Origin of the sequence: Vibrio sp. SCSIO 43009 (genome assembly GCF_023716525.1) — a bacterium.
In the GTDB taxonomy this organism is placed as follows: domain Bacteria; phylum Pseudomonadota; class Gammaproteobacteria; order Enterobacterales; family Vibrionaceae; genus Vibrio; species Vibrio alginolyticus.
Window position 1 is genome coordinate 583,600 of sequence record NZ_CP071842.1, and the last position, 26,978, is coordinate 610,577.

The 26,978-nt window shown below is 44.4% G+C and carries 24 protein-coding genes and 1 pseudogene; 14 read left to right on the forward strand and 11 right to left on the reverse strand.

Annotated features, from left to right (window positions below; translation table 11 throughout):
• Positions 1-58: 58 nt before the first annotated feature.
• Positions 59-855: pseudogene (locus tag J4N43_RS02835) on the reverse strand (cytochrome C assembly family protein).
• Between the two features lie 224 nt (positions 856-1,079).
• Between J4N43_RS02835 and ffh the strand changes: the two are divergent.
• The 5 genes from ffh to rplS all read left to right on the forward strand — a co-directional run bounded on the left by ffh (position 1,080) and on the right by rplS (position 4,682).
• Positions 1,080-2,462, forward strand: a complete 1,383-nt coding sequence (gene ffh, locus J4N43_RS02840) for a signal recognition particle protein (RefSeq protein ID WP_005385423.1) — start codon at positions 1,080-1,082, stop codon at positions 2,460-2,462.
• 209 nt (positions 2,463-2,671) lie between these two features.
• Entirely contained in the window at positions 2,672-2,920 is a 249-nt protein-coding gene (gene rpsP, locus J4N43_RS02845; protein WP_005379962.1) for a 30S ribosomal protein S16, read from the forward strand.
• Between the two features lie 29 nt (positions 2,921-2,949).
• On the forward strand, positions 2,950-3,498 hold the full coding sequence (gene rimM / locus J4N43_RS02850; RefSeq protein ID WP_005379964.1) for a ribosome maturation factor RimM: 549 nt from the start codon (positions 2,950-2,952) through the stop codon (positions 3,496-3,498).
• A 27-nt stretch (positions 3,499-3,525) separates the two neighbouring features.
• The gene (trmD, locus tag J4N43_RS02855; RefSeq protein ID WP_005385420.1) at positions 3,526-4,287 is read left to right on the forward strand and encodes a tRNA (guanosine(37)-N1)-methyltransferase TrmD; all 762 of its coding nucleotides are present in this window, start codon (positions 3,526-3,528) and stop codon (positions 4,285-4,287) included.
• 41 nt (positions 4,288-4,328) lie between these two features.
• On the forward strand, positions 4,329-4,682 hold the full coding sequence (gene rplS, locus J4N43_RS02860) for a 50S ribosomal protein L19 (RefSeq protein WP_005379971.1): 354 nt from the start codon (positions 4,329-4,331) through the stop codon (positions 4,680-4,682).
• Between the two features lie 654 nt (positions 4,683-5,336).
• Here rplS and yacG read toward each other — a convergent pair.
• The 8 genes from yacG to nadC form a co-directional block, all read right to left on the reverse strand.
• Positions 5,337-5,531, reverse strand: coding sequence for a DNA gyrase inhibitor YacG (gene yacG, locus J4N43_RS02865; protein WP_017635922.1), 195 nt, complete (start codon positions 5,529-5,531; stop codon positions 5,337-5,339).
• Positions 5,532-5,689: 158 nt separating this feature from the next.
• On the reverse strand, positions 5,690-6,430 hold the full coding sequence (gene zapD, locus J4N43_RS02870; RefSeq protein WP_005373086.1) for a cell division protein ZapD: 741 nt from the start codon (positions 6,428-6,430) through the stop codon (positions 5,690-5,692).
• 27 nt (positions 6,431-6,457) lie between these two features.
• The gene (gene coaE / locus J4N43_RS02875; RefSeq protein ID WP_158159769.1) at positions 6,458-7,072 is read right to left on the reverse strand and encodes a dephospho-CoA kinase; all 615 of its coding nucleotides are present in this window, start codon (positions 7,070-7,072) and stop codon (positions 6,458-6,460) included.
• Positions 7,073-7,942 (reverse strand): prepilin peptidase, encoded by an 870-nt coding sequence (locus J4N43_RS02880; protein ID WP_158159768.1) that lies wholly within the window; start codon positions 7,940-7,942, stop codon positions 7,073-7,075.
• 64 nt (positions 7,943-8,006) lie between these two features.
• The gene (locus J4N43_RS02885) at positions 8,007-9,230 is read right to left on the reverse strand and encodes a type II secretion system F family protein (protein ID WP_017635918.1); all 1,224 of its coding nucleotides are present in this window, start codon (positions 9,228-9,230) and stop codon (positions 8,007-8,009) included.
• Between the two features lie 23 nt (positions 9,231-9,253).
• Complete coding sequence (pilB, locus tag J4N43_RS02890) at positions 9,254-10,939, reverse strand: type IV-A pilus assembly ATPase PilB (protein ID WP_158159767.1); 1,686 nt, start codon at positions 10,937-10,939, stop codon at positions 9,254-9,256.
• Entirely contained in the window at positions 10,939-11,367 is a 429-nt protein-coding gene (locus J4N43_RS02895; RefSeq protein ID WP_050912911.1) for a type IV pilin protein, read from the reverse strand. The genes pilB and J4N43_RS02895 overlap by 1 nt, the downstream gene beginning before the upstream one ends.
• Before the next feature lie 265 nt (positions 11,368-11,632).
• Complete coding sequence (gene nadC / locus J4N43_RS02900) at positions 11,633-12,520, reverse strand: carboxylating nicotinate-nucleotide diphosphorylase (protein WP_158159766.1); 888 nt, start codon at positions 12,518-12,520, stop codon at positions 11,633-11,635.
• A 92-nt stretch (positions 12,521-12,612) separates the two neighbouring features.
• Here nadC and ampD point away from each other — a divergent pair, with 92 nt between their 5' ends.
• From ampD to lpdA, 5 genes are all read left to right on the forward strand, one after another.
• Positions 12,613-13,164: a 1,6-anhydro-N-acetylmuramyl-L-alanine amidase AmpD gene (ampD, locus tag J4N43_RS02905; RefSeq protein ID WP_042521337.1), complete on the forward strand. Its 552-nt coding sequence runs from the start codon at positions 12,613-12,615 to the stop codon at positions 13,162-13,164.
• Between the two features lie 405 nt (positions 13,165-13,569).
• Positions 13,570-14,337 (forward strand): pyruvate dehydrogenase complex transcriptional repressor PdhR, encoded by a 768-nt coding sequence (gene pdhR / locus J4N43_RS02910; RefSeq protein WP_005379989.1) that lies wholly within the window; start codon positions 13,570-13,572, stop codon positions 14,335-14,337.
• 48 nt (positions 14,338-14,385) lie between these two features.
• On the forward strand, positions 14,386-17,049 hold the full coding sequence (aceE, locus tag J4N43_RS02915; RefSeq protein WP_005386612.1) for a pyruvate dehydrogenase (acetyl-transferring), homodimeric type: 2,664 nt from the start codon (positions 14,386-14,388) through the stop codon (positions 17,047-17,049).
• A gap of 19 nt (positions 17,050-17,068) precedes the next feature.
• On the forward strand, positions 17,069-18,961 hold the full coding sequence (gene aceF, locus J4N43_RS02920) for a pyruvate dehydrogenase complex dihydrolipoyllysine-residue acetyltransferase (RefSeq protein WP_005396678.1): 1,893 nt from the start codon (positions 17,069-17,071) through the stop codon (positions 18,959-18,961).
• Between the two features lie 267 nt (positions 18,962-19,228).
• Entirely contained in the window at positions 19,229-20,656 is a 1,428-nt protein-coding gene (lpdA, locus tag J4N43_RS02925; RefSeq protein WP_005379993.1) for a dihydrolipoyl dehydrogenase, read from the forward strand.
• 145 nt (positions 20,657-20,801) lie between these two features.
• Here the strand turns inward: lpdA and opaR are convergent, their stop codons facing one another.
• Positions 20,802-21,416, reverse strand: a complete 615-nt coding sequence (gene opaR, locus J4N43_RS02930; RefSeq protein ID WP_005379994.1) for a transcriptional regulator OpaR — start codon at positions 21,414-21,416, stop codon at positions 20,802-20,804.
• 319 nt (positions 21,417-21,735) lie between these two features.
• On the opposite strand from opaR, the gene hpt reads away from it, so the two are divergent.
• Entirely contained in the window at positions 21,736-22,266 is a 531-nt protein-coding gene (gene hpt / locus J4N43_RS02935) for a hypoxanthine phosphoribosyltransferase (RefSeq protein WP_005379995.1), read from the forward strand.
• Between the two features lie 76 nt (positions 22,267-22,342).
• Here the strand turns inward: hpt and can are convergent, their stop codons facing one another.
• The gene (can, locus tag J4N43_RS02940) at positions 22,343-23,011 is read right to left on the reverse strand and encodes a carbonate dehydratase (RefSeq protein ID WP_005379996.1); all 669 of its coding nucleotides are present in this window, start codon (positions 23,009-23,011) and stop codon (positions 22,343-22,345) included.
• Between the two features lie 281 nt (positions 23,012-23,292).
• Here can and J4N43_RS02945 point away from each other — a divergent pair, with 281 nt between their 5' ends.
• The 3 genes from J4N43_RS02945 to J4N43_RS02955 all read left to right on the forward strand — a co-directional run bounded on the left by J4N43_RS02945 (position 23,293) and on the right by J4N43_RS02955 (position 26,902).
• On the forward strand, positions 23,293-24,963 hold the full coding sequence (locus J4N43_RS02945; RefSeq protein ID WP_085569816.1) for a SulP family inorganic anion transporter: 1,671 nt from the start codon (positions 23,293-23,295) through the stop codon (positions 24,961-24,963).
• A gap of 250 nt (positions 24,964-25,213) precedes the next feature.
• Positions 25,214-26,131: an ABC transporter ATP-binding protein gene (locus tag J4N43_RS02950; protein WP_005380000.1), complete on the forward strand. Its 918-nt coding sequence runs from the start codon at positions 25,214-25,216 to the stop codon at positions 26,129-26,131.
• Positions 26,132-26,902 (forward strand): ABC transporter permease, encoded by a 771-nt coding sequence (locus tag J4N43_RS02955; RefSeq protein WP_005386598.1) that lies wholly within the window; start codon positions 26,132-26,134, stop codon positions 26,900-26,902.
• Positions 26,903-26,978: the final 76 nt, after the last annotated feature.

The following is a 26,978-nucleotide window of genomic DNA, read 5'->3' on the forward strand; positions in this document are numbered from 1 at the left end:
TAAGGCGTACTGTATTTTATCTAGCCTAAAATATAAAGGATAGGAGCCCTAGAGCTCCTTAATTCAAGATGATTTCTTTTACAAAGCGACTGCCAAAATATGCCAGAGTCAACAGTGTTGCTCCTGCAACAGCGAACCATGTGACTTTTCTACCACGCCAGCCTTTTTTGATAGTGACCCCAAAGTAGTATTGAGTACACCACCCAAGCGATGAAAGAAAGAATGCCCTTATGTGCCTTACCTTGGGCAAACATATCCTGCACAAAGACAAAGCCAGTAATGAGCGTGGCAGTTAACAATAAGTTACCGATCAAAATAATTTTTGAAGAGTTGACGCTCCACCATTAATAGAGGCGGCAGGTTTGGGTTAATCGCCAAAGATTTTTTTGCTTTCAGTTTGTGATCCAGCCAAGCCAACTGAAGCGCATAGAGTGCCCCGATAGTTAAAGTCGCGTATGAGAAGAGCGCAAATGAAATATGAATGAGTAGCTTAGGGTCATTCTCTAGGTGCTTTATAAACGTGCTTGGCAAAAATGTGGCAGCAGATAAATTGATGGCAGCAAAGCTATAAACGACAGGCAATAAAAACCACAGTCGGTTTTTCAACATAGCAAGGCTCATGACCAGAGAAATAATAAAACTGATCAAAGAAGCCACGTTGAGAATACTCAGGTTTTGACCTGAACCATCAAAAATCAGATCACTCAAAATCCACGCATGAAAAACAAGCGCACAGGCAGCACTAGCAAACACTGTTTTTGCTTTGATTCCTGACTGTTGTGAGAGTCCGGGTATGATGGTCGCAATCGCCAAGACATAAAGTATGGCGGCCGCGATGGCTATTAAGCTATCCATGAATCCTAAATATTATTGTGCACGATGGAGAAATTATACCTTGCATTACACTTTGGGGCTACGTTATATCCGACATCAATCGTGAGAGATGAGATATTGAAATTAATAAGTTACCGCACCATATATAAATAGAGACAAGAATAGGACAGCGGTACGGGTATGACTCAGACCTTGGCTAATGTATACTCACACTAATTAATCGCCATTTTAGCGAAGAGACAAAGATGTTTGAGAATTTAACGGATCGATTATCCAAAACGCTGAAAAATATCAGTGGCAAAGGTCGTCTGACCGAAGACAACATTAAAGAAACCCTACGTGAAGTCCGAATGGCTCTACTTGAAGCTGACGTTGCGCTTCCGGTCGTTCGTGAATTTGTGAACCGCGTTAAAGAAAAAGCGGTGGGCGTAGAAGTTTCTAAATCTCTGACTCCAGGTCAGGAATTTATCAAGATCGTTCAAACAGAACTTGAAGCCGTAATGGGGGAGTCGAATGAGGCGCTAAACCTTGCCGCTCAACCACCTGCTGTGCTTCTTATGGCTGGTCTACAAGGTGCGGGTAAAACCACATCGGTAGGTAAGTTATCTAAGCTTCTAAAAGAACGCGACAAGAAGAAAGTCTTGGTTGTGTCTGCCGACGTTTACCGTCCTGCGGCAATCAAGCAGCTTGAAACACTGGCATCAGACATCGGTGTTGACTTCTTCCCATCATCACCAGACCAAAAGCCTATTGATATCGCCAATGCAGCGATTGACCATGCGAAGAAAAAGTTCTACGACGTACTTATTGTCGATACCGCAGGTCGTTTGGCAATTGATGAAGAGATGATGGGGGAGATCAAAGATCTTCACGCAGCTATCAACCCAGTAGAAACGCTATTTGTTGTTGACGCCATGACGGGTCAAGACGCAGCAAATACAGCAAAAGCCTTTGGCGATGCGCTACCTCTTACCGGTGTAGTTCTAACTAAGGTTGATGGTGATGCTCGTGGTGGTGCGGCACTTTCAGTACGCCATGTCACGGGCAAACCAATCAAATTCTTGGGTGTCGGTGAAAAAACTGACGCGCTAGAACCGTTCCACCCAGATCGTGTTGCTTCACGTATTCTTGGCATGGGTGACGTTCTGTCTTTGATTGAAGACCTACAACGCAACGTTGACCAAGAAAAGGCAGAAAAGTTAGCGAAGAAGTTCAAAGAGAAGAAAGGTTTCGACCTTGAAGATTTCCGTGAACAGCTAGGCCAGATGCAAAACATGGGCGGCATGATGGGGATGATGGATAAGCTTCCAGGAATGTCCCAGCTACCAGACAATGTGAAAGATAAAGTCGATGACAAGATGTTCAAACAGATGGAAGCGATCATCAGCTCCATGACAATGAAAGAACGTCAACGCCCAGAAATTATCAAGGGCTCGCGCAAGAAGCGTATCGCGGCTGGTTCTGGTGTGCAGGTTCAAGATGTAAACCGCTTACTAAAACAGTTCACCCAAATGCAGAAAATGATGAAAAAGATGCAAAAAGGTGGCATGAAAGGCATGATGCGCAACATGCAAGGCATGATGGGCGGCATGGGTGGTGGCGGTGGCTTCAACCCATTTGGTCGTTAATTAATCGATCACGCATAGATTCAGGGTGTTAGGTACGTCACAAACTTTAAATTCAATTTATGTTGGTGAAAAAGTAACTAAACTCCTTGCATTGCTCCGGGAGAAGAGTAAAATTCCGGAGCTTTATTTTGGCACGAGACCCCAAACTGTTTAATTTCTTGAATAGTTTTTGGGGTTAATTTTATTTTTGAGAAAGCAAAGAGGACGACATGGTAACCATTCGTTTGGCACGTCACGGCGCTAAAAAGCGTCCATTTTATCAAATCGTAGTAGCGGACAGCCGCAACGCTGCAACTGGCCGTTTCATCGAGAAAGTTGGTTTCTTCAACCCAACTGCTAAAGGTCAAGAAGAAGGTCTACGTCTAGACCTAGACCGCGTTAACCACTGGGTTGGTCAAGGCGCGTCAGTATCTGACCGTGTTGCTAAGCTAGTTAAAGACGCTCAAAAAGCGGCTTAATTTTTTACTTGAAAAGTAGAAACTAGTTTATGTCGATGAAAGGTAAAGAAACAATGAGCAACGAAAAGATTGTTGTAGGCAAGTTTGGTGCTACTTACGGCATTCGTGGTTGGCTTAAGGTTTTTTCCTACACAGACAATGCTGAAAGCATTTTCGATTACAGCCCTTGGTACATTAACCAAAAGGGCAAGTGGGTTGAGTACAAAGTAGAAAGCTGGAAGCGCCATAACAAAGGTATGGTGGCTAAGCTGGAAGGCATGGATGTTCGTGAAGACGCGCATCTAATGACGAACTTTGAAATTGCTATTGACCCTGCGGTACTTCCTGAATTGTCAGAAGATGAGTTCTACTGGCGCGAATTGTTTGGGATGCAAGTTGTAACTACTAAAGGTTACGATCTAGGTGTCGTTACTGACATGCTAGAAACTGGCTCAAACGATGTTCTGGTTGTTAAAGCAAATCTTAAAGATGCTTTCGGGCAGAAGGAACGATTAATCCCGTTCCTTGAAGAGCAAGTGATCATTAATGTTGATCGCGAAGCTCAACGGATCGAAGTTGACTGGGATCCTGGATTCTAATCTCCAAAATTACAGAGCGAGATAAACATGTGGGTTGGCGTTATTAGCCTTTTTCCAGAAATGTTCCGTTCTGTTACTGATTTTGGAGTAACAGGTCAAGCGGTTAAAAAAGGTCTTTTGTCGATTGAGACTTGGAATCCTAGAGATTTCACTCACGACAAACATCGCACAGTCGATGACCGACCTTACGGTGGTGGCCCTGGTATGTTAATGATGGTTCAGCCTTTGCGCGATGCCATTCATACCGCGAAAGCAGCCTCACCGGGCAAGACGAAAGTCATCTACCTTTCTCCTCAAGGTCGCAAGCTCGACCAGAAAGGAGTGGAAGAACTGGCAACGAATGAGAACTTGCTTCTGATTTGTGGTCGTTATGAAGGGGTAGATGAGCGCATCATTCAATCTGAAGTCGACGAAGAATGGTCGATTGGTGATTTTGTGATGACGGGTGGTGAGATACCAGCCATGACGTTAATCGACTCTGTCTCTCGGTTTGTTCCGGGTGTACTAGGGGATTTCGCGTCAGCAGAAGAAGACTCTTTTGCAAATGGCTTGTTAGATTGCCCTCACTATACGCGTCCAGAAGTATTGGATGACAAAGAGGTACCAGCTGTACTGATGTCAGGCAATCACAAGGACATTCGTCAATGGCGACTCAAGCAGTCGTTGGGCCGTACTTGGCTAAGAAGACCAGAGCTCCTGGAAAACCTAGCTCTGACTGACGAACAGGAACAATTACTTGCTGAGTTTGTTAATGAGCATAAAGCCATTAAAGAACATAACGCAAAGTAACCTAATTTATTTAGTATCAGTTTATTCTAGGAATTTAAAAAATGAGTAACATCATCAAAGCTCTTGAAGAAGAGCAAATGAAATCAGACCTACCTAAATTTGCACCAGGTGACACTGTTGTAGTTCAAGTTAAGGTAAAAGAAGGTGACCGTGAGCGTCTACAGGCTTTCGAAGGCGTTGTAATCGCAATCCGTAACCGTGGTCTACACTCTGCTTTCACTGTACGTAAGATCTCTAACGGTGAAGGTGTTGAGCGTACGTTCCAAACACACTCTCCAATCGTTGATAGCATCGAAGTTAAACGCCGTGGTGCAGTACGTCGTGCCAAGTTGTACTACCTACGTGAGCGTTCTGGTAAGTCTGCTCGTATCAAAGAGAAACTTGCTAAGAAGTAATGCTATAACTAGCGTTCTCATCTTAAACGGAGTCCTTTTAGGGCTCCGTTTTTTTATTTGTGTAATTAGCTTGCTCGTTTCTTTTCGCCCGACCTGCACTGTCGATGCTCATGCACTGACGTACACTCCACGCCTCTGTCTTGTTGTGAATAGACTCCTGATGTCGCTATGGCTCCTCGGAATGACAGGAAATGATGGTCAAAGATTACAGAGTACCGTGGTTAAAATTCGTCATTCTGGACAGCGACGAAGGAGCGTGATTCAGAATCTACTAGTCGAGCATGCAATTGTTTACGTTGTTAGCTTCATCCTTGCTATGCGTAGATTCCTGATGCCGCTATGGCTCCTCGGAATGACAGGAAATAATGGTCAAAGATTATAGAGTACCGTGGTTAAAATTCGTCATTCTGGACAGCGACGAAGGAGCGTGATTCAGAATCTACTAGTCGAGCATGCAAGTGTTTAAGTTGTTAGCTTCATCCTTACTGTGAGTAGATTCCTGATGTCGCTATGGCTCCTCGGAATGACGGAAAATGATGGTCAAAGATTATATAGCACCGAGGTTCAAATTCGTCATTCTGGACAGCGACGACGGAGCGTGATTCAGGTTCCCCAAGAAGGAACCTAGGGTATTCCTTTACCCTAGGTCTCAATTTAATACTGGTCTTCAGACCAGCCATCACTATCGGACATATCGGGTGCGCCTGGGATGGTGTTTTCTTCATCTGCCCATTCACCAAAATCAATCATTTGGCATTGTTTACTGCAGAAAGGGCGATGAGGACTTTGTTCTCCCCATTCTACGTCGGCGCCACATTGTGGACATTGAACGATGGTAACTTTAGACATAGTTGAGCGTCCCATTACTAATTGGTGTTAAAGGGTAGTATACCTAAACGAATTAAAGATGGCTTATTCAACGCGCTATTGCTGCTACGAAATTTTATCAAATATAAGCGCAATAAAGCGTTGAATTTTAGATTATGGAGGCGAGGCGTAGTGTCGTCTTAGCTGCACACAGCAAGTTCAAATTCAATATCTTGTGTGCACGCTTGACCGTTTTCAAACGACATGAACTTGATCGCAAAGCGGTTTTTATGGCCTGAAATCATAGGATACACGCCATATTCCATTGGGATGTGAAGTCTTAGAATGTTGGCTTCATCAGCGTCACTTTGGAAGAAACCTGCACGACCGATTTGAGCTTTGAAATGTCCGGTTTCTCTAGTGAGCTTTAACCATAACGAAAGCGCATCAGATAAGGGCTTTAAGCTTGCTTGCCACTGTTGTGCATCACGCTTTTTACGTTCAATAGGTAGATGAAGCCAGTAGTGTAATGCTGGCAGATCAAAACAGCATGAACCACCCGGTAGATTAAAGCGTTGACGGATAGAGCTTAGGAAGCGATCTTCTTTTAGTGCTTGACCAAAACGTTCTGCACCCATTAGTTGGCTATGAACGACATCTATCTCTTGTAGTAGGGTATTTAATGCGTCTTGATCGACGCCATCAACATTTAGCCAATGGCGGTACGACAGCCGTTGCTTCTCAAGATCTTTAGCCAGTTCACTTTTCAGTTGGATTTGTTCGAAGATCTCAACCATATCGAATAACGCACGGAAAAACAGTTGATACTGATGATTTTCGCTAAACCCAGAGGCCAAGTGAGCCTGACGCAGCAGAGACTCCACTCTTAGATAAATACGAGTTTTCTCATTTAACGGATGTTCAAATTTGTGCGTGGTCATCGACATAAGCCTTTGTGAGTTTCGTTCCTATTTTCGCAGATTTTTCTTACACATGGCTAGGTACTTTTCGTGCAAATCTGTGATTTGAAGCAAAAGATCAGGGTCACTTGGATTATTCTTAACCACATCGTCTGCAAGCGCGAGCCTTTGCTCTCTTGATGCTTGAGAGGCAAGGATGGCGCGAACTTGATCTTCACTCACATTGTCTCGTTTCATCGTGCGAGATATCTGAGTATTCGGTTCTACATCGACGACAAGAACGCGATCACACAAACTATCTAGCCTGTTTTCTACGAGCAACGGCACCACAAGTAACGCATACTCTGAAGTGACTTGCTGCAAATCTTCGATCATCTTTTCACGAATTATCGGGTGCAACAGTGCGTTGAGCCATGCTTTTTTATCTGAATTCGAAAAGATTTTTTCTCTCAGCTTTGCGCGATCTAAAGTTTGGTCTTCACGAACGATATCGTGACCAAAGTGTTCAATAATCGCGTTTAGGCCGGGAGTACCTGGCTCGACAACTTCTCTTGCTACAATGTCGGCATCGACGATATCGATTTTAAATTGTTGTTTGAACAGATTCGCGACGGTTGTTTTTCCACTAGCGATACCACCTGTTAAACCAATAACCAAAGCCATTTACACTCCTAGAACTGAAGTAAAGTACCAGTTTAAAATCTGGTCGCCCCAAATTAAGCTTATCCAACCAGCAATTGCTAAGTAAGGACCGAAAGGGAAAGCTTTTTCAATTCCCTGCTTTTGCAAGCGTAGTTGAATGAAGCCAAATACGATGCCAACCACAGAGGAAAGTAGAATGATCATCGGCAGTGACTGCCAACCTAGCCAAGCTCCTAGTGCCGCCAGTAGTTTAAAATCACCATACCCCATTCCTTCTTTACCAGTAAGTAGCTTAAAGCCCCAGTAAACGGACCAGAGACATAGGTAACCAGCAATAGCACCAATGACAGAATCTTGTAGAGTAACAGGACTTATTTCGACTAATGCTAAGACAATGCCAGCCCAAGTTAATGGTAATGTTAATTGGTCAGGTAACAACATAGTATCGAGATCGATAAATGTTGCGGCGATTAAGATAAAAGTGAAAAAAAGTAGGGCAACGGTAAAGTAACTAAAACCAAAGTGGTAAGCGACAAAGCCTGAGCAGAACGCAGTGAGCAGTTCAATCAGTGGATAGCGTGCACTAATGGTTGCCTGACAGTTGTGACATTTGCCTTTTAAAAGCAGCCAGCTAATCACAGGAATGTTGTCGCGAATACGTATCGGTGTTGCGCATTTCTGGCAGGAGGAGCGTGGGACGCTCAAGGTCAGCACTTCTTTAGGAGGTTCTATTTTGTATTCAGGAAATGACTCGGCACATTCGCGTCGCCATTCTAGTTCCATGATTTTAGGTAGTCGATAAATAACCACATTGAGGAAGCTACCCACGATCAGACCGAAGATGGTGGCAAACACAACGAATAGCCAAGGGTAGTACTGGAATACTTCCATATTTGTCTCTTGAGCGATGAGTGAAATCAGCAAGATGCTGTTTTAAAGGAGTTAACAGCTCATTCTAGCCCAATACACTCATTAAGTTAAAGATTGGCAAGTACATTGCTGTCACTAATCCGCCAACAACGATACCTAAAAATACGATAATTAGTGGCTCTAGAATTTTACTAAGGTTGTCGACGGTGTTGTCGACTTCAAACTCGTAGATCGTTGCAACTTTATTGAGCATATCGTCAAGTCGACCAGACTCTTCACCGATCATGACCATTTGTAACACTAATTCAGGGAACACATTACAGTTACGCATGGCAACATACATTGGCATACCTGCGGCGGTATCACGGTAAACTTCTTCTATGGCGAGTTGATAGTGTAAGTTTCCTGAGGTTTTTGATGTGGTTTTTAAACTGGTTAGAATTGGAATACCCGCTGTAAAGCTTGTGGCGAGTGTTCGACTAAATTTGGCGATAGCGGCTTTTGATAATACAGGCCCAAGGACCGGAAATTTAAGCACAGAGCGGTTGAGCATTAAGCGAAAAGAATCTGAACGCTTAGAGAGGATTCTCGCCGAAATGAATAAACTAATGGAGCCTAGTGCGATAAACGGACTCCAGTTTTGTGTCCAGGCGGAAAGATCTAATACTTGCCTGGTAAACCACGGTAAGTCAGCACCAAAACCAACAAACATTTTTTCAAACTCGGGAATGACTTTGGTGAGCATGATAAACGACACGCCTAACGCTACTAGAACTACCATGGCTGGGTAGATCAGTGCTTTGATCACTTTCGCACGGAGTTGTTCATTTTTTTCTCGGTAGGTGGCTAAGCGCTCGAACACTTCTGCTAAGTTACCGGATTGCTCACCTGTGGCGATAAGATCGGTATAGAGTGGGTCAAAGTGTTCACTTGCAGTGCGCATGGCTTTTGACATGGGCGTCCCCGCTTCAACGGCGCGTGTCACGCTCATCAAAATGGATTTCATCTCTGCTTTTTTATGATTTTCTGAGACCAATTTTAAAGCCTGAACTAAGGGTACACCGGTTATCAACATCGTCGAAATCTGACGGGTAAACACCGTGATGTCTCTGCCTTTCACGCGATGGCTGAGTTTAGTGAGAAACGAGATACTGCTTTTCTTTAACTTCTTGATCTTGATGTGCTGTGCGTCTAGACGCTCGCGTACTTCAATTTCTGTCATCGCGAGGGTTTGTCCAGACGTCTTTTTGCCAGAACTGTTGATGCCTTTCCAGCGGAAGTTTTTAAGTTGTGGTGTAGTGCTTTTCATAGAGGTGACTGCTGATTAAAGGATTAAAAATAAAGTACGCGCTGTAGTTCACTAAAACTTGTGATCCCTTGTTTGAGTTTTTCTATGCCCGACATTTGTAACGTGCTCATACCATTTGCGATGGCGAGTTTTTCTAGTTCATGTACCGACGCGCCTTTAATAAGCGCTTCGGAAAGAAATTCATCAAAGCGCATCACTTCATAAATCCCCGTTCGGCCGGAATAACCATGGGTACACTCATTGCATCCATCGGGATTGGCTTTAAAAATGTTGTCGCTTGCTTGAATTCCGAGATGTTGTAGCTGAACGGTAAGCTCTTGTGATTGTTTGCAGTGCGAGCACAGTTTACGGGCTAAGCGCTGGGCAATAATCAAACTAAGAGATGAGGCCAAGTTAAAGCTTTCTACGCCCATGTTTGATAAACGAATAACCGTTTCAGCCGCAGAATTGGTATGCAAGGTTGAAAGTACTAAGTGACCGGTTTGCGATGCTTTTATGGCGATTTCCGCAGTGTCTAAGTCACGAATCTCACCGACCATGACCACATCGGGGTCTTGACGAAGAAAAGAGCGCAGGGCTTCGGCAAAACCAAAACCAATCTTAGGCTGAACTTGAACTTGGTTAATGCCCGATAAGTTAATTTCTACTGGGTCTTCTGCCGTGGAAATGTTGATTTCTGGTTTATTGAGAATACTCAGCCCAGTGTACAGAGAAACGGTTTTCCCGCTTCCAGTTGGGCCTGTCATCAGAATCATGCCTTGTGGGCGACGCAGCGCATCCAAGTACAATTGTTTTTGTTGTTCGCTATAACCAAGCTTGTCGATATCCAATGACGCAGAGCTGCTGTCGAGCAGTCGTAGTACAATTTTCTCTCCAAATAGAGTAGGCAGCGTGGATACACGCATATCAATTGCGGTGTCTTGATTCAACTTGAGCTTAATACGCCCATCTTGTGGTAAACGTCGCTCTGCAATATCAAGCTTAGAGAGGATTTTGATACGAGCGGATAAGCGGCGACTCAAGTGGCTTGGTGGCTGCTGTGTTTCAATTAAGATGCCATCACAGCGTAGGCGCACGCGGTACATCTTTTCATAAGGTTCAAAGTGGATATCGGATGCGCCTTTGCGCACAGCGTCCAACAGAATTTGGTTTATGTAACGGCTAACAGGAGACTCATCTTGGCTCAAGTCTTCAATGTTGTCGATTTCATCTGCGCCCACATCAACCAGGTTGGCTAATTCTTCTTGGTTGATCTCTTTTAGCCCAGACTTTTCTTGCCCAAGTGCGCGGCCATATAAGCGCCGAATCGCAGCGGTCAGCTCGCGAAAATCAGCGAGAACAAGTTCTACTTGCAATCCTGTCGCAAAACGAAAGTCATCTTCTGCTTGTTGGTTGGTGGGGTCGGCAACCGCTAATAATAACGTTGAAGACGTACGCTGGAGTGGGAGTGCGTTATGCCGCGTGATTAATTCCCTAAGGCCAAGTTGCTGACAAAGCGAAGCATACTCGTACTGAGATAACTCGGGCTGATTTAAACCAAAGAGAGAACTTAAGTGCTCAGCGAGTTCGCTTGATGTAAATAATCCAGAACTGAGTAAAGCCTCTGGCATCGAAATGCCAGAAGCTTTGACTTGCTCTATTAACGATTCTTCTTGGGAAAAGGTCAGTATTCCTGCTTGGCGAAGAACCGTTGAGAGGTTGGTTAGCATTAACAGCCTTTTAGAGTTACGCCAGTACTATGAGAGCAGGTCCAAAGTCCGGTAGTTGCATCCTTCGCAAGGACAACGGTATCAGTAGAAGCTAGTGCGCTAGCTGTACCATCAAAAGTAAACGTTGCTGTAGCTCCCGATGCACCACTATCTGCAAAAGAAATTGTTCCAAGTTTGTTCATATCAACAGCAGCACCTAACGTGGGTGCGTCGCCATCAGCAGGAAAGGTGCCAGTATCAGCAATGAAAGTATCAATATTTGTAGTTAGTGAACGAAGAGTTGCAAGCCCAGCTGCAGCCTCTGATTTTTTTACATAATTCTGATACTGTGGAATAGCAATCGCTGCTAAAACACCAATAACCGCTACCACGATCATCAATTCAATTAGGGTAAAACCTTGCTGCTTCTTCTGTTTATTCGTTTTCATCTTGTTTCCTTATGATAAATTTAGTTAATGCTTATGCATGGCACAGAAGAGTAAAAAGAGTAGAAACAAGTGGAAACTGGAAACGAAGGGGCTCTCGAGTGAGATAAAGATCTTTGCACTCTGGTTGCATATTATGTGCAAGGTTTTGCGAGTGGTGTTATTTTTTAAACAGATAAAAATAAAGAGCCTTACGGCTCTTTATTGGATTTTTGAGAAGTGTAACTCTATGAGATTAAGAGAGTTACTCGTGTTTTTTCACACTGGTTTACTTGAAGCGCATCGAAAGATCCATCGCTTTTAGATGCTTAGTCAACGCGCCTACCGAAATGTAATCGACACCGGTTTCTGCGTATTCTGCGATGGTCTCTAGCGTAATATTGCCGGAGTTTTCTAAAGCGGCACGACCTGCGTTAATCGCTACGGCTTCACGCATCATTTCTTTTGTGAAGTTATCGAGCATGATGATGTCGGCACCAGCCTCTATCGCTTGTTTCAACTCTTCTAAGCTTTCCGTTTCGACTTCTACCGGTTTGCCTGGGTTAAGCTCTTTCGCTTTTTGGATGGCTTGAGTGATGCCACCACAAGCAATAATGTGGTTTTCTTTAATGAGGTAAGCGTCGAACACGCCGATGCGATGGTTAAAGCCACCACCACACGTCACGGCGTATTTTAGTGCGCTACGCAGACCAGGAATGGTTTTGCGTGTGTCTAGTAGACGACACTCAGTATGCGCGATTTTTTCAGCGTACTCTGCGGTAACTGTTGCGCAGCCAGACAACGTTTGGATGAAATTCATTGCGTTACGCTCACCAGTTAACAAGTCACGAGCAGGGCCTGTCAGCGTGCAAAGGGTTTGGTTAGGTTCGACTTTATCGCCGTCCTTTACGTGCCATTCAATACTGACCTTGCCACCGAGCTGTTTAAAAACTTCATCAGCCCATGCTTGACCACAGAACACACCATGCTCACGAGTAATAATCGCTGCGGTATTAACCGCATCGACAGGGATCAAAGATGCAGTAATGTCGTTATCTGCGTCGACACTGCCACCTAGATCTTCTTTTAAGGTATCAGCGACAGAGCGAGTGATCTCTAAAGGGAGTTGTTGTTTAAGGTATTCTAGGCGTTCTTGAATGTTGTGTGTGTTCTTCATCGCAAATCTTGTCTTGAAAGGGAGATGGCAACGAATGATACTCTCCGGTGTCAATAATTTCAGCAGTTAATTTGCAAAGTAGAGAGGTTGATATGCGCCCAATTATCGAGAATGGCTGGCTGACACAAGCAAAGCATGTTCCGTCACCATTTTTTGATGCCCGCTCTGATATAAACGACATCTCTCTGCTGGTGGTACACAATATCAGTTTGCCTCCTGGGCAGTTTGGTGGACCATATATAGAGGACTTCTTCACTGGCAAGCTAGACCCAAATGAACATCCATTTTTTGAAGTCATTCACAAAATGGGCGTTTCTGCACATTGCTTGATTAAAAGAAACGGCGAGGTTGTTCAATTTGTTTCTTTTCTTGATAGAGCATGGCATGCCGGTCAATCCAGTTTCGCAGGCAGGGAGCGTTGTAATGACTATTCCATTGGTATCGAGCTTGAAGGGACAGAATTTACTGCCTACACAGAAGCGCAATATCAATCACTTGCAGAGATCACTGAGGTGATTATGCAGTCTTATCCTCAAATCACCCCGCCACGAATTACCGGTCATCAATATATTGCGCCCTTGAGAAAAAGCGATCCTGGTCTAAGCTTTGATTGGGTGAAATATAGACTGCTTATACAGCGTTGATTTGTAGCGAAAGTGTAAATTCAAAAAAGCGAAATAAATAAGGCATACGATCAGGTATGCCTTTTTTTGATACCAGAAATATTAATGATTGTTAAAAGTTAACTACATTTTTACGCTCGCACATGCCGTTTTGGTGAATAAATGGACTGATAATTTTGTCATTTTCTGTATTTCTTTTCCAAAACTGCTAGCACGTCGACTTCCCATTTGTATGCTTTATGTAATTGGTCATACCAATTCTATTGCTGTTTTAACAGTCGATTGTTATCAGAGTGTTGGAAGTAAGCTCGTTCTATGATTTAGGTCAATTTTCGGCTGGACAGTGGCGTTTTAATTATGTTAATTTCTGCACCAACTTAAAATTGGTATTACCAATTACCTGCAAGAGTAGAAGAACAATAAATTATGGCTTATCAAAGGATTCGTCAGCCAAAACTCTCTGATGTTATAGAACAAGAGTTAGAAAGGTTGATAGTGGAAGGAACATTGTCTCCGGGGCAACAACTGCCTCCAGAGCGTGAACTGGCAAAACAGTTCGATGTGTCTCGTCCTTCAGTCCGAGAAGCCATTCAACGTTTGGAAGCGAAGCGTTTGTTGACTCGTCGCCAAGGTGGCGGAACATTCGTAAGTGAGAATATCTGGAAGAGCTTTTCAGATCCCTTGTTGAATTTGTTGTCTAGTCATTCTGAAACCCAGCTTGATGTGCTTGAGTCTCGTCATGCGATGGAAGGAATTTCAGCCTACTTTGCAGCTTTACGTGGTACCGAAGAAGATTTTGCGCGTATTCAAGGTTGCCTTGAGCGCATTAGCCAAGAGCAAGCAAACAACGATATCGAAGCTGAATCTGCGGAAGTGATGCAATTTTTGATCGCTTTGACAGAAGCCGCGCACAACGTGGTTTTGTTGCACATTGTTCGAAGCTTAGCCCCTTTGCTTGAGCAAAATATTCTACAAAATTTTAAATTACTACGTCGCCGCCCAGAAGCGGTCGAGAAAGTCAGTAAACACCGAGCCAACATCGTGGATGCGATTGTTTCTGGTCAGCCTGAAAAGGCGCGAGAAATGTCCCACTCGCACTTGGCTTACATCGAAGAAACATTGTTGGATTTGACTCGAGAAGAGTCTCGACGAGAGCGTTCTCTACGTCGAATTCAGCAGGGTAATGACTCGTAAGAGCGTTACTTAAATAAGTAGATCCAACCAACAGAAGGATAGATCGCCATGTCTGATATGAAGCATGACGTAGATGCACTGGAAACTCAAGAATGGCTACAAGCGCTTGAGTCAGTTGTACGTGAAGAAGGTCTAGAGCGTGCTCAATTCCTATTAGAGCAAGTTCTAGATAAAGCACGTCTAGACGGTGTTGATATGCCAACAGGTATCACAACTAACTACATCAACACGATTCCTGCAGACCAAGAACCAGCATACCCAGGTGACACAACACTTGAGCGTCGTATTCGCTCAATTATTCGTTGGAACGCTATCATGATCGTTCTACGTGCATCTAAGAAAGACCTAGAGCTAGGCGGCCACATGGCGTCTTTCCAGTCTTCTGCTGCGTTCTACGAGACATGTTTCAACCACTTCTTCCGTGCGCCAAACGAGAAGGATGGTGGCGACCTAGTTTACTACCAAGGTCACATTTCACCAGGTATCTACTCACGTGCATTCGTTGAAGGTCGTCTAACTGAAGAGCAGCTAGATAACTTCCGTCAAGAAGTAGACGGCAAAGGTATTCCTTCATACCCGCACCCTAAACTGATGCCTGAATTCTGGCAGTTCCCGACAGTATCGATGGGCCTAGGTCCAATCGCTTCTATCTACCAAGCTCGTTTCCTTAAGTACCTAGAAGGCCGTGGTCTTAAAGATACTTCAGAGCAGCGCGTTTACGCGTTCCTAGGTGACGGTGAGATGGATGAGCCAGAATCACGTGGTGCTATCTCTTTTGCTGCGCGTGAGAAACTAGATAACCTATGCTTCCTAATCAACTGTAACCTACAGCGTCTAGATGGCCCTGTAATGGGTAACGGTAAGATCATTCAAGAACTTGAAGGACTGTTCAAAGGTGCTGGTTGGAACGTAGTGAAAGTAATCTGGGGTAACAACTGGGATTCACTACTAGCGAAAGATACGACTGGTAAGCTTCTACAGCTTATGAATGAAACGATCGACGGCGACTACCAAACATTCAAATCAAAAGATGGCGCGTACGTACGTGAGCACTTCTTTGGTAAGTACCCAGAGACAGCTGCACTTGTTGCTGACATGACTGATGACGAAATCTTCGCACTTAAGCGTGGTGGTCACGAGTCTTCTAAGCTATACGCGGCATACAAAAACGCGGCAGAAACTAAAGGTCGTCCAACAGTAATCCTAGCTAAGACTGTTAAAGGTTACGGCATGGGTGAAGCGGCTGAAGGTAAGAACATCGCGCACCAAGTTAAGAAGATGGACATGACTCACGTACTACACCTACGTGACCGTCTAGGTCTTCAAGACATCCTAACTGACGAAGCAGTGAAAGAACTTCCGTACCTGAAACTTGAAGAAGGTTCAAAAGAGTACGAATACCTACACGCTCGTCGTAAAGCGCTACACGGCTACACGCCACAGCGTCTACCAAAATTCACTCAAGAATTCATCGTTCCTGAGCTAGAAGAATTCAAGCCACTACTAGAAGAACAGAAGCGTGATATCTCTTCTACTATGGCATTCGTACGTGCACTAAACGTTCTACTTAAGAACAAGAACATTGGTAAGAACATCGTTCCTATCATTGCTGACGAAGCACGTACATTCGGTATGGAAGGTCTGTTCCGTCAAATCGGTATCTACAACCCGCACGGTCAAACTTACACACCAGAAGACCGTGGCGTTGTTTCTTACTACAAAGAAGCGACTTCAGGTCAGGTTCTACAAGAAGGTATCAACGAGCTAGGTGCTATGTCTTCATGGGTTGCTGCTGCGACTTCATACTCGACAAACGACCTACCAATGATCCCGTTCTACATCTACTACTCAATGTTCGGCTTCCAACGTGTTGGCGACATGGCGTGGATGGCTGGTGACCAACAAGCACGTGGTTTCCTACTAGGTGCAACTGCGGGTCGTACAACGTTGAACGGTGAAGGTCTACAGCACGAAGACGGCCACTCGCACATTTTGGCGGGTACGGTTCCTAACTGTATTTCTTACGACCCAACATTCGCGTACGAAGTAGCAGTAATCATGCAAGACGGTATCCGTCGTATGTACGGTCCAGAACAAGAAAACGTGTTCTACTACCTAACGCTAATGAACGAAAACTACGCAATGCCAGCAATGCCAGAAGGCGCTGAAGAAGGCATCCGTAAAGGTATCTACAAGCTAGAAACTTACACGGGCGACAAAGCGAAAGTTCAGCTAATGAGCTCTGGTACTATCATGAATGAAGTACGTAAAGCAGCTCAAATCCTAAGCGAAGATTACGGTGTTGCTTCTGATGTTTACTCGGTAACGTCATTCAACGAACTAACTCGCGATGGCCAAGATGCAGAGCGTTTCAACATGCTTCACCCAGAAGCGGAAGCGAAAGTACCTTACATCCAAACAGTAATGGGTACTGAACCTGCTATCGCAGCAACTGACTACATGAAGAACTACGCAGAGCAGGTTCGTGCATACATTCCTGCTGAGTCTTTCAAAGTTCTTGGTACTGATGGCTTCGGTCGTTCAGACAGCCGTGAAAACCTACGTCGTCACTTCGAAGTGAACGCAGGTTACGTAGTAGTAGCAGCGCTAACTGAACTAGCGAAACGTGGCGAAGTTGAGAAATCTGTAGTTGCAGAAGCAATTAAGAAATTCGACATCGACACAGAGAAAACAAACCCGCTATACGCTTAATTAAGAAGGTAGATAAGAAATGGCAATCGAAATTAATGTACCAGACATCGGTGCGGATGAGGTTGAAGTTACTGAGATTCTTGTAAGCGTTGGCGACAAGGTTGAAGAAGAGCAATCTCTGATCACAGTTGAAGGCGATAAAGCTTCTATGGAAGTTCCTGCTTCTCAAGCGGGTATCGTTAAAGAAATCAAAGTTGCAGAAGGCGACAAGGTTTCTACTGGTTCTCTAATCATGATTTTCGAAGCCGAGGGTGCAGCTGACGCTGCACCTGCTCCTGCGGCAGAAGCAGCTCCAGCAGCGGCTCCAGCTCCAGCAGCAGCGGCAGAACTAAAAGAAGTTCACGTACCAGACATCGGTGGTGATGAAGTAGAAGTTACTGAAATCATGGTTGCCGTTGGCGACAGCATCGAAGAAGAGCAATCTCTTCTAACTGTTGAAGGCGACAAAGCTTCTATGGAAGTTCCAGCGCCATTCGCAGGTACTCTAAAAGAGATCAAAGTTGCAGCAGGCGATAAAGTATCGACTGGCTCACTTATCATGGTATTCGAAACAGCAGGTTCAGGCGCTCCAGCAGCACCAGCGGCAGCTGAAGCTCCTGCGGCAGCAGCTCCAGCAGCGTCTGCGGCAAAAGAAGTGAACGTTCCAGATATCGGCGGCGACGAAGTTGAAGTTACTGAGATCATGGTTGCGGTTGGCGACACAGTGGAAGAAGAGCAATCTCTAATCACTGTTGAAGGTGACAAAGCTTCTATGGAAGTTCCTGCACCATTCGCTGGCACAGTTAAAGAAATCAAGATTGCAGCTGGCGACAAAGTGTCTACTGGCTCACTAATCATGGTATTCGAAGTGGCGGGCGCAGCACCTGCTCCTGCAGCAGCTCCAGCTCAAGCGGCAGCACCTGCAGCTCCAGCTCCTAAAGCAGAAGCTCCAGCGGCAGCAGCTCCAGCAGCGACTGGCGATTTCAAAGAAAACGATGAGTACGCTCACGCGTCTCCAGTTGTTCGTCGTCTAGCGCGTGAATTTGGCGTTAATCTTTCTAAGGTTAAAGGTTCTGGTCGTAAGAGCCGTATCCTAAAAGAAGACGTTCAAGCTTACGTGAAAGATGCACTTAAGCGTCTTGAGTCTGGCGCAGGTGCAGCAGCATCTGGCAAAGGCGACGGCGCGGCTCTTGGTCTACTACCATGGCCAAAAGTGGACTTCAGCAAGTTTGGTGAGACAGAAGTTCAACCGCTATCTCGCATTAAGAAGATCTCTGGCGCAAACCTACACCGTAACTGGGTAATGATCCCGCACGTTACACAGTGGGATAACGCAGACATCACGGCTCTTGAAGCATTCCGTAAAGAGCAAAACGCGATTGAAGCGAAGAAAGACACTGGCATGAAGATCACACCACTTGTGTTCATCATGAAAGCGGTAGCTAAAGCGCTTGAAGCGTTCCCAGCGTTCAACTCTTCTCTATCAGAAGACGGTGAGAGCCTAATTCTGAAGAAATACGTGAATGTTGGTATCGCGGTAGATACACCAAACGGTCTAGTTGTTCCTGTATTTAAAGACGTGAACAAGAAAGGCATCTACGAGCTATCTGAAGAGCTAATGGCGGTTTCTAAGAAAGCACGTGCTGGTAAGCTAACTGCGGCTGACATGCAAGGTGGCTGTTTCACTATCTCTAGCCTAGGCGGTATCGGCGGTACAGCGTTTACTCCAATCGTAAACGCACCAGAAGTTGGTATCCTAGGTGTGTCTAAGTCAGAAATGAAACCGGTATGGAACGGTAAAGAGTTCGAACCGCGTCTACAACTTCCACTGTCTCTATCATACGACCACCGTGTGATCGATGGTGCTGAAGGTGCGCGCTTCATCACTTACCTAAACTCATGTCTATCTGACATTCGTCGTCTAGTTCTGTAATAGAAATTAGATGAATGAGAGGCGGCAACTTAGCCGCCTCTGCTAATCATAATTACCGACAATTTGGTTATCAGCCTTGCTTCGTTCAGGGTTTTCACAATCGAATTGTTGTCTAGCTCACAGGCTAAATTGATTTACTTTTCACACCATTAACATCTCTGTAAACTGTTAGCGGTCTGAAAATAACTGTTTAAAACAAATCTCTCTTAAACATAAAAAATCGATACCCACTCAGCCTGTTAGGGATAATGACTACAAGAGGTCAAAATGAGCAAAGAAATTAAAGCCCAAGTTGTTGTACTTGGTTCTGGTCCTGCTGGTTACTCCGCTGCATTCCGTTGTGCGGACTTAGGTCTTGAAACTGTACTAGTTGAACGTTACAGCACGCTTGGCGGTGTATGTCTGAACGTGGGTTGTATCCCATCTAAAGCACTGCTTCACGTTTCTAAAGTAATTGAAGAAGCGAAAGCGATGGCGGACCACGGCGTTGTGTTCGGTGAGCCTCAAACAGACATCAGCAAAATCCGCATCTGGAAAGAAAAAGTTGTTAACCAACTAACTGGCGGCCTAAGCGGTATGGCTAAGATGCGTAACGTAACAGTAGTTAACGGTTACGGTAAGTTCACTGGCCCTAACTCTATCCTTGTAGAAGGCGAAGGTGAGCCAACAGTTGTTAACTTTGATAACGCAATCGTTGCGGCTGGTTCTCGTCCAATCAAACTGCCATTTATCCCGCATGAAGACCCACGTATTTGGGACTCTACTGACGCTCTTGAACTAAAAGAAGTGCCAGAAAAACTGCTTATCATGGGCGGTGGTATCATCGGTCTAGAAATGGGTACGGTTTACCACTCTCTAGGTTCTAAAGTTGAAGTTGTTGAAATGTTTGACCAGGTAATTCCTGCAGCAGACAAAGATATCGTGAAAGTATTTACTAAGCGTATCAAAGACAAGTTCAAGCTAATGCTAGAAACGAAAGTAACAGCAGTTGAAGCAAAAGAAGACGGTATCTACGTTTCAATGGAAGGCAAGAAAGCGCCAGCTGAAGCTGAGCGTTACGATGCGGTTCTAGTTGCTATCGGTCGTGTACCAAATGGTAAGCTAATCGACGGTGAAAAAGCGGGTCTAGAAATTGACGAGCGCGGCTTCATCAACGTTGATAAGCAAATGCGTACTAACGTTCCTCACATCTTCGCGATCGGTGATATCGTTGGTCAACCAATGCTTGCTCACAAAGGTGTGCATGAAGGTCACGTAGCTGCTGAAGTTATCTCTGGTAAGAAGCACTACTTCGACCCTAAAGTTATCCCTTCAATTGCGTACACTGAGCCAGAAGTGGCTTGGGTTGGTAAGACTGAAAAAGAAGCGAAAGAAGAAGGCATCAAGTACGAAGTAGCAACATTCCCATGGGCAGCATCAGGTCGTGCAATCGCATCTGACTGTGCAGACGGTATGACTAAGCTAATCTTCGACAAAGAAACTCACCGCGTAATCGGTGGTGCTATCGTTGGTACTAACGGTGGTGAACTACTTGGTGAAATCGGCCTTGCAATTGAGATGGGCTGTGATGCAGAAGATATCGCTCTGACTATCCACGCTCACCCAACTCTACACGAGTCTGTAGGTCTGGCTGCTGAAGTATTTGAAGGTTCAATCACTGACCTGCCAAACAAAAAAGCAGTTAAGAAGAAGTAAGCTTTTTCTGACTGAATGATAGAAGCCGCTGCATTGCAGCGGTTTTTTTATGCTTGTTATATAGAAATATAAATGTGTGCTTAGCTGACAGCAGACAATAAAAAGCCCACCAAACGGTGGGCTGACATATATTACGAGCTAAGCTTTAGTGTTCACGGTTGTAAATGCAAAGCATATCTAAGTATGAATTCACTAGATGTTTCAGCTCCGCTTCACCTTTAGCGCGGTTCGCTTGGACAAACAGTGAGTAACAAATACCGTGGAACAGGTTTGCCAAGTGTTCTGAATCGTGCTGGTCACACACTTCGCCACGTTCAATTGCTTTAATGAACATGTTTTGTACTAGCAACTGGTTAGTACGGTTAGTTGAAACAAACAATGGCCATACTTCGTCACGTGTTGAAGCACTCCACTCGAACCATACTTTTAGCCAGTGACAATCTTGGCTGACAAGCTCGATCATCGCATTAGTAATATTGGCGATGTTTTCACGTGCATGTAAGTCTAGGTCTATGTTATCCGATAGGAAGTTTGAGAACTGACGTACGACGTGATTGAGAACTTCATCCACCAAGTCTTCGCGTGTAGGGAAGTAGTTAAAAACAGTCGCTACAGAAACTTGAGCAATTTCTGCGATATCTGCGTGACCACCACGACCGATGCCGCGGCGCGCAAATACTTCCAATGCGATTTCCATTAACTGTTGCTTACGCTTAATTGGAGAAAGCCTAGTTCTAGGTCTCTTTGCAATTGAGTCCATATCCATTTTCCTTGCCATTTGAGTTGATATTGGGGGTAACCCCCTAATTGATTATTTTAATAGTTGCTTAAAGCAGTGATGAGTGTAATGGTGCATATGCACAAGGTCAACATCTGTAGAACAATTTATATACAGTAATGTCATTATTATTGATAAATTTAGCTATGAACTTTATAAAACTAAGACCTTCTTCCAAGATTTTTTGGCAACAGGATGCGACTTTCAACCCAATGAACGTGGTGATACACTACACGCCGTAAGATTAGGTGATCGTTTGCGTGCGACTTACCTCAACCCACAAATTTAGATTGAGCACAGTATGAAACATACAATAGAAGTCATGATTTCTGAGCAAGAAGTTCAGGAGCGAGTTCGTGAATTAGGCAAACAAATTACAGAGCGTTATCAAGGTAGTGAAGATCTTGTGTTGGTAGGCTTATTGCGTGGCTCATTTGTATTTATGGCAGACTTGGCACGTGCTATCGAACTGACTCACCAAGTTGATTTTATGACTGCGTCAAGCTACGGCAATACGATGGAAAGCTCACGTGACGTTCGTATCTTGAAAGATTTGGATGATGACATCAAAGGTAAAGACATTCTGCTTGTTGAAGACATCATTGACACTGGTAACACACTAAATAAAATCCGTGAGATTCTTTCGCTACGTGAGCCGAAGTCTATCGCTATTTGTACGCTCCTAGATAAGCCATCTCGTCGTGAAGTGAATGTTCCTGTGGATTGGATTGGTTTCGAAATTCCAGATGAATTTGTCGTTGGGGTGGGTATTGATTACGCGCAGAAATACCGCCACTTACCATACATCGGTAAAGTTGTACCTCAAGAATAATCATTGAGTTCAGCATTAAAAATATAAAAAACGCCCATCTAAGATGGGCGTTTTTTGTTCAACTTTTAGATATGACTTAGCGACAAAGCAGCTTGTTATCTGTATTTAGAATCGTCGAAAGAGCTTTCTGGTAAGACGCTTCTACGGTTTCCTTAGAGTTAGAACGAATGCCTAAGTACTCTAAGCGACCATCTTCAATTCCGTATACCACACCATGAATTTCAACATCTTGCCCACGCTCCCAAGCGTTTTGCAGGATGGTTGAGTTACCCAAGTTGTACACTTGCTCTGCAACATTAAGCTCGCCTAGTTTATCCGCTCGATCTTGTTGCGGCATTTGATCTAGGTAAGTGCGGTGTTTGAAATAGATATCTCTGATATGTAACAGCCAATTATTAATAAGACCTAGCTTAGGGTTATCAATGGCTGCGTTTACGCCACCACATCCATAGTGTCCACAGACAATGATGTGTTTAACCTTAAGAACGTCTACGGCGTACTGGACGACAGATAGACAGTTGAGATCAGTATGGATAACTTGGTTTGCAACATTCCGATGAACAAAGAGTTCACCTGAGTATAGCCCGGTTAGTCGCTCGGCAGGAACGCGGCTATCAGAGCAGCCAATCCAAAGAAAATCAGGCTTTTGCCCCTCAGCGAGTTTTGCGAAGTATTCAGGTCGATCAGATTTGATCTCTTGAGACCATTTCGAATTGTTTTCAAATAACTGTTTTATTTCCGGCATTTTGCAAACTACTTCCCTTAAAAGACAAAATCGCTGCCGCTGTTTGTGTGCACATGCAAGCGATCAGTGTTGTAACTATACACAATGTTACAATTTCGATCTCGTTAAATATTCGTCAGATAGGACTCATCTGACTAGTTTTCATTAAGAAAAAAGTAAAATCTGGTGAAACTATTTGTGGTGTGAATTTAGCCTTAATCTATTTATGGTTTAAATTTTCGCCTAGCTCGTTAAAGTAGTGATATTTTACTTTTTAAAATTGAATGCAGGGAAAATCAGCAGTGTTCGGTAGTCGTTTTGAAGATATCAATTTCAAAGGGGATGTATTTGGCGGGGTAACCACGGCGATTATCTCTCTCCCTCTGGCGTTAGCGTTTGGTGTTGCATCCGGAGCCGGTGCTGAGGCCGGCCTTTGGGGGGCAATAATGGTCGGTTTGTTTGCCTCGTTATTTGGTGGTTCTAATACGTTAATATCAGAACCGACAGGGCCAATGACGGTAATCATGACCGCAGTATTAACCAGTATGATGGCGAAATACCCAGAAACGGGCATGGCTATGACTTTCACGGTTGTCATGATGGCTGGCGCATTCCAAATCCTATTGGGGACGTTAAAACTGGGTAAATACGTTACCTTGATGCCTTACAGCGTTATTTCTGGGTTTATGTCTGGCATAGGTGTGATTCTTATCATTCTGCAGTTATCGCCTTTGATGGGGCATGCTGCGCCTTCAGGGGGAGTACTCGGAACGTTATCTGATTTGCCGGAGACCATTTCTAACCTTAAGTTCAGTGAGTTGTTTTTGGGACTACTGACTTTGGGGATTCTTTTTTTCTTCCCTAAGCAATATCGTAAATACGTTCCTGCACAGCTCGTGGCATTGGTCGCGGTGACTTTATTGTCTGTGATTCTCTTTGATACAGAAGATATTCGTCGTATCGGTGAAATTCCTGCTGGGTTACCTTCTCTCGTCGCCCCTTATATTGACACAGATATGTTTGTCGAGATGGTCATTGATGCATTAGTGCTCGGCACATTAGGTTGTATTGATACTTTGTTAACGGCGGTTATCGGTGACTCATTAACTCGTAAAGAACACGACTCAGATAAAGAGCTGCGAGGTCAAGGGTTAGCTAACATGATCTCAGGCTTGTTTGGTGCGCTGCCGGGGGCGGGGGCTACCATGGGGACGGTAACGAATATCCAAGTTGGGGCTCGTTCGCCATTATCTGGTGTGATTCGTGCACTAATGTTGGCGTTGGTTGTACTAGTTGCTGGCGGGTTAACAGAGCCAATCCCGATGGCTGTGTTAGCAGGCATTGCGGTGTATGTTGGCTTTAACATCCTAGACTGGAGCTTTATTCAGAGGGCACATAAGGTAAGTTTTTCCGGAATGGCGGTGATGTATGGCGTTATGTTGCTTACAGTATTCGTTGATCTTATCGTTGCGGTGGGTTTAGGCGTCTTTATCTCGAACATTATCATCATCGAGCGTTTGAGCCGAGAGCAGGCGCGACAAGTAAAAGCGATCAGCGACGCGGATGAAGATGATGTGCCGTTGACTGACAGCGAGCGTGGTTTGTTGGATCGTGCGAATGGAAAAGTGCTGTTCTTTTATCTTTCCGGTCCGATGATCTTTAGTGTTTCTAAAGCCATTTCACGTCAGCACTCTAGTATTTCGGACTATGACGTGATGATTCTCGATCTTACGGATGTACCAATGATTGATGTGACCGTCGGTTTGGCGTTAGAGAATGCGATTAAGGATGCTCTCGATGCCAATTGTGCCGTGTATTTATTATGCCCGAATGAGCGAACACGAGAACAGCTAGAGAAATTCCATGTGATTGACCTTGTGCCTGATGAAAATATGTACCAATTCCGTTATGAAGCATTGAATGCGGCGGTGGCACATGTTGAGGCAGACCAGTATCAGCGTATAACGGCGTAATTATTCTGACAGTTAAAAACGCAACAGTTTCCTGTTGCGTTTTTTTATGCTCTATTTTGTCTTACTTAGAGATAACCTTTACGAGATAAGGGTTATACTTCCAATATTATCGAAAGGTTTATTTGTAATCATCGTTATTCAACGATAAACTGATGGACCTCCAATACGATACCCAAGGCGATTTTGTAGTAAACCGCTGCTAAATATGAGTCGGTATTAGTAATCACAAACAAACGGCAATCAAGACCTTATGTACGCATTAGAAATTGAACAACTGCGCAAGACGTATGCAGGTGGCTTTGAGGCGTTAAAAGGTATAAGTCTCCAAGTGAAAAAGGGTGACTTCTACGCGCTTCTGGGTCCCAATGGTGCAGGAAAATCGACCACGATTGGCATCATCTCCTCCTTAGTGAATAAAACCTCCGGAACGACGAAAGTTTTCGGTTATGACATTGATACCGACCTCGAATTGGCCAAGCAGAATTTAGGCTTGGTGCCACAAGAGTTCAACTTCAACCAGTTTGAAACCGTTGAGCAAATTGTGATGCAGCAAGCTGGCTATTACGGTGTGTCTAAAGTGTTAGCCAAAGAAAGAGCAGAAAAATACCTGAAAAAATTGGATTTATGGGAAAAACGTCAAGAGCGTGCTCGTAACCTATCCGGTGGGATGAAGCGTCGTTTAATGATCGCAAGAGCTTTGATGCACGAGCCGCAGTTACTCATTTTAGATGAACCAACGGCTGGAGTGGATATTGAACTACGCCGCTCAATGTGGGGGTTTCTGAAAGAGATCAACCAAGAGCAAGGAATTACGATTATTTTAACGACACACTACCTAGAAGAAGCGGAGATGCTGTGTCGAAATATCGGCATTATTAATCGTGGTGAGCTGATTGAAAATACCACCATGAAGGCGTTACTAGGTAAGCTAAGCGTCGAGACATTTATCTTGGATATTGAGTCAGAAGTCGAGGTGCCTGAGCTTGAAGGTGTTAATCGACAAAGTATTGTTGATGGCTCTTTAGAGATAGAACTAGATAAAAGCCAAGGATTGAATTCGGTATTCAGTCAGTTAACAGAGCATGGCATTAAAGTTCTCTCAATGCGTAACAAAGCCAACCGACTTGAAGAGTTGTTTGTCAGCATTGTAAGAGAGGGGAGTAATTAAATGTACGGTTTATATTGGACGGCATTTCGCAGCTTGCTGAGCAAAGAAGTCACTCGTTTTACACGTATTTGGGTGCAAACCTTAGTGCCGCCAGCCATTACGATGACGTTGTACTTCATCATTTTCGGCAATCTTATTGGCTCTCGAATTGGTGAGATGAGCGGCTTTAGTTACATGGAGTACATTGTTCCAGGTTTGATCATGATGTCGGTGATCACCAACTCATACTCGAACGTGGCGTCGTCATTCTTTAGTGCAAAGCTACAGAAGAACATTGAAGAACTGCTGGTGGCACCGGTACCAAACTATGTGATTATTGCTGGCTATGTGATGGGCGGCGTGACTCGAGGTTTGTTGGTCGGTGCAATTGTTACTTGTGTGTCACTTTTGTTCGTTGATTTGCAAGTGGAGCACTGGGGCATTATTGTCGCGACTGTCTTCATGACGTCGGTGGTATTTGCTCTCGGTGGCTTGATCAATGCGGTTTACGCAAAAACGTTTGATGATATTTCGATCATCCCTACGTTTGTATTGACTCCTTTAACTTACTTGGGAGGAGTCTTTTATTCGATCAGTCTGCTGCCTGAATTTTGGCAAGGCGTTTCTAAGATCAACCCAATCGTCTACATGGTGAATGCGTTCCGCTACGGCTTTTTAGGTGTCTCGGATGTGGGCATTGTCACTTCATTTAGTGTACTTGCAGTGTTTGTTGTTGCACTGTATGCCATTGCGCATTATCTAGTAACCAAAGGGATTGGGCTAAGAAGCTAAGCTATTCTCATAAAGCAAAGAGCGGCGATTCACGCTGCTCTTTCGCGTGCATAACAATACATACCCATACAATTTT

Excerpts from the sequence above, each read along its gene's own strand:
- trmD (WP_005385420.1), top strand. The coding sequence starts at position 3,526 with ATGTGGGTTGGCGTTATTAGCCTTTTTCCAGAAATGTTCCGTTCTGTT.
- pilB (WP_158159767.1), bottom strand. The coding sequence starts at position 10,939 with ATGCTAACCAACCTCTCAACGGTTCTTCGCCAAGCAGGAATACTGACC.
- ampD (WP_042521337.1), top strand. The coding sequence starts at position 12,613 with ATGCGCCCAATTATCGAGAATGGCTGGCTGACACAAGCAAAGCATGTT.
- aceE (WP_005386612.1), top strand. The coding sequence starts at position 14,386 with ATGTCTGATATGAAGCATGACGTAGATGCACTGGAAACTCAAGAATGG.
- J4N43_RS02895 (WP_050912911.1), bottom strand. The coding sequence starts at position 11,367 with ATGAAAACGAATAAACAGAAGAAGCAGCAAGGTTTTACCCTAATTGAA.
- J4N43_RS02880 (WP_158159768.1), bottom strand. The coding sequence starts at position 7,942 with ATGGAAGTATTCCAGTACTACCCTTGGCTATTCGTTGTGTTTGCCACC.
- opaR (WP_005379994.1), bottom strand. The coding sequence starts at position 21,416 with ATGGACTCAATTGCAAAGAGACCTAGAACTAGGCTTTCTCCAATTAAG.
- rimM (WP_005379964.1), top strand. The coding sequence starts at position 2,950 with ATGTCGATGAAAGGTAAAGAAACAATGAGCAACGAAAAGATTGTTGTA.
- yacG (WP_017635922.1), bottom strand. The coding sequence starts at position 5,531 with ATGTCTAAAGTTACCATCGTTCAATGTCCACAATGTGGCGCCGACGTA.
- nadC (WP_158159766.1), bottom strand. The coding sequence starts at position 12,520 with ATGAAGAACACACACAACATTCAAGAACGCCTAGAATACCTTAAACAA.
- pdhR (WP_005379989.1), top strand. The coding sequence starts at position 13,570 with ATGGCTTATCAAAGGATTCGTCAGCCAAAACTCTCTGATGTTATAGAA.
- can (WP_005379996.1), bottom strand. The coding sequence starts at position 23,011 with ATGCCGGAAATAAAACAGTTATTTGAAAACAATTCGAAATGGTCTCAA.
- J4N43_RS02950 (WP_005380000.1), top strand. The coding sequence starts at position 25,214 with ATGTACGCATTAGAAATTGAACAACTGCGCAAGACGTATGCAGGTGGC.
- lpdA (WP_005379993.1), top strand. The coding sequence starts at position 19,229 with ATGAGCAAAGAAATTAAAGCCCAAGTTGTTGTACTTGGTTCTGGTCCT.
- rplS (WP_005379971.1), top strand. The coding sequence starts at position 4,329 with ATGAGTAACATCATCAAAGCTCTTGAAGAAGAGCAAATGAAATCAGAC.
- J4N43_RS02885 (WP_017635918.1), bottom strand. The coding sequence starts at position 9,230 with ATGAAAAGCACTACACCACAACTTAAAAACTTCCGCTGGAAAGGCATC.
- zapD (WP_005373086.1), bottom strand. The coding sequence starts at position 6,430 with ATGACCACGCACAAATTTGAACATCCGTTAAATGAGAAAACTCGTATT.
- hpt (WP_005379995.1), top strand. The coding sequence starts at position 21,736 with ATGAAACATACAATAGAAGTCATGATTTCTGAGCAAGAAGTTCAGGAG.
- J4N43_RS02955 (WP_005386598.1), top strand. The coding sequence starts at position 26,132 with ATGTACGGTTTATATTGGACGGCATTTCGCAGCTTGCTGAGCAAAGAA.
- rpsP (WP_005379962.1), top strand. The coding sequence starts at position 2,672 with ATGGTAACCATTCGTTTGGCACGTCACGGCGCTAAAAAGCGTCCATTT.
- coaE (WP_158159769.1), bottom strand. The coding sequence starts at position 7,072 with ATGGCTTTGGTTATTGGTTTAACAGGTGGTATCGCTAGTGGAAAAACA.
- ffh (WP_005385423.1), top strand. The coding sequence starts at position 1,080 with ATGTTTGAGAATTTAACGGATCGATTATCCAAAACGCTGAAAAATATC.
- aceF (WP_005396678.1), top strand. The coding sequence starts at position 17,069 with ATGGCAATCGAAATTAATGTACCAGACATCGGTGCGGATGAGGTTGAA.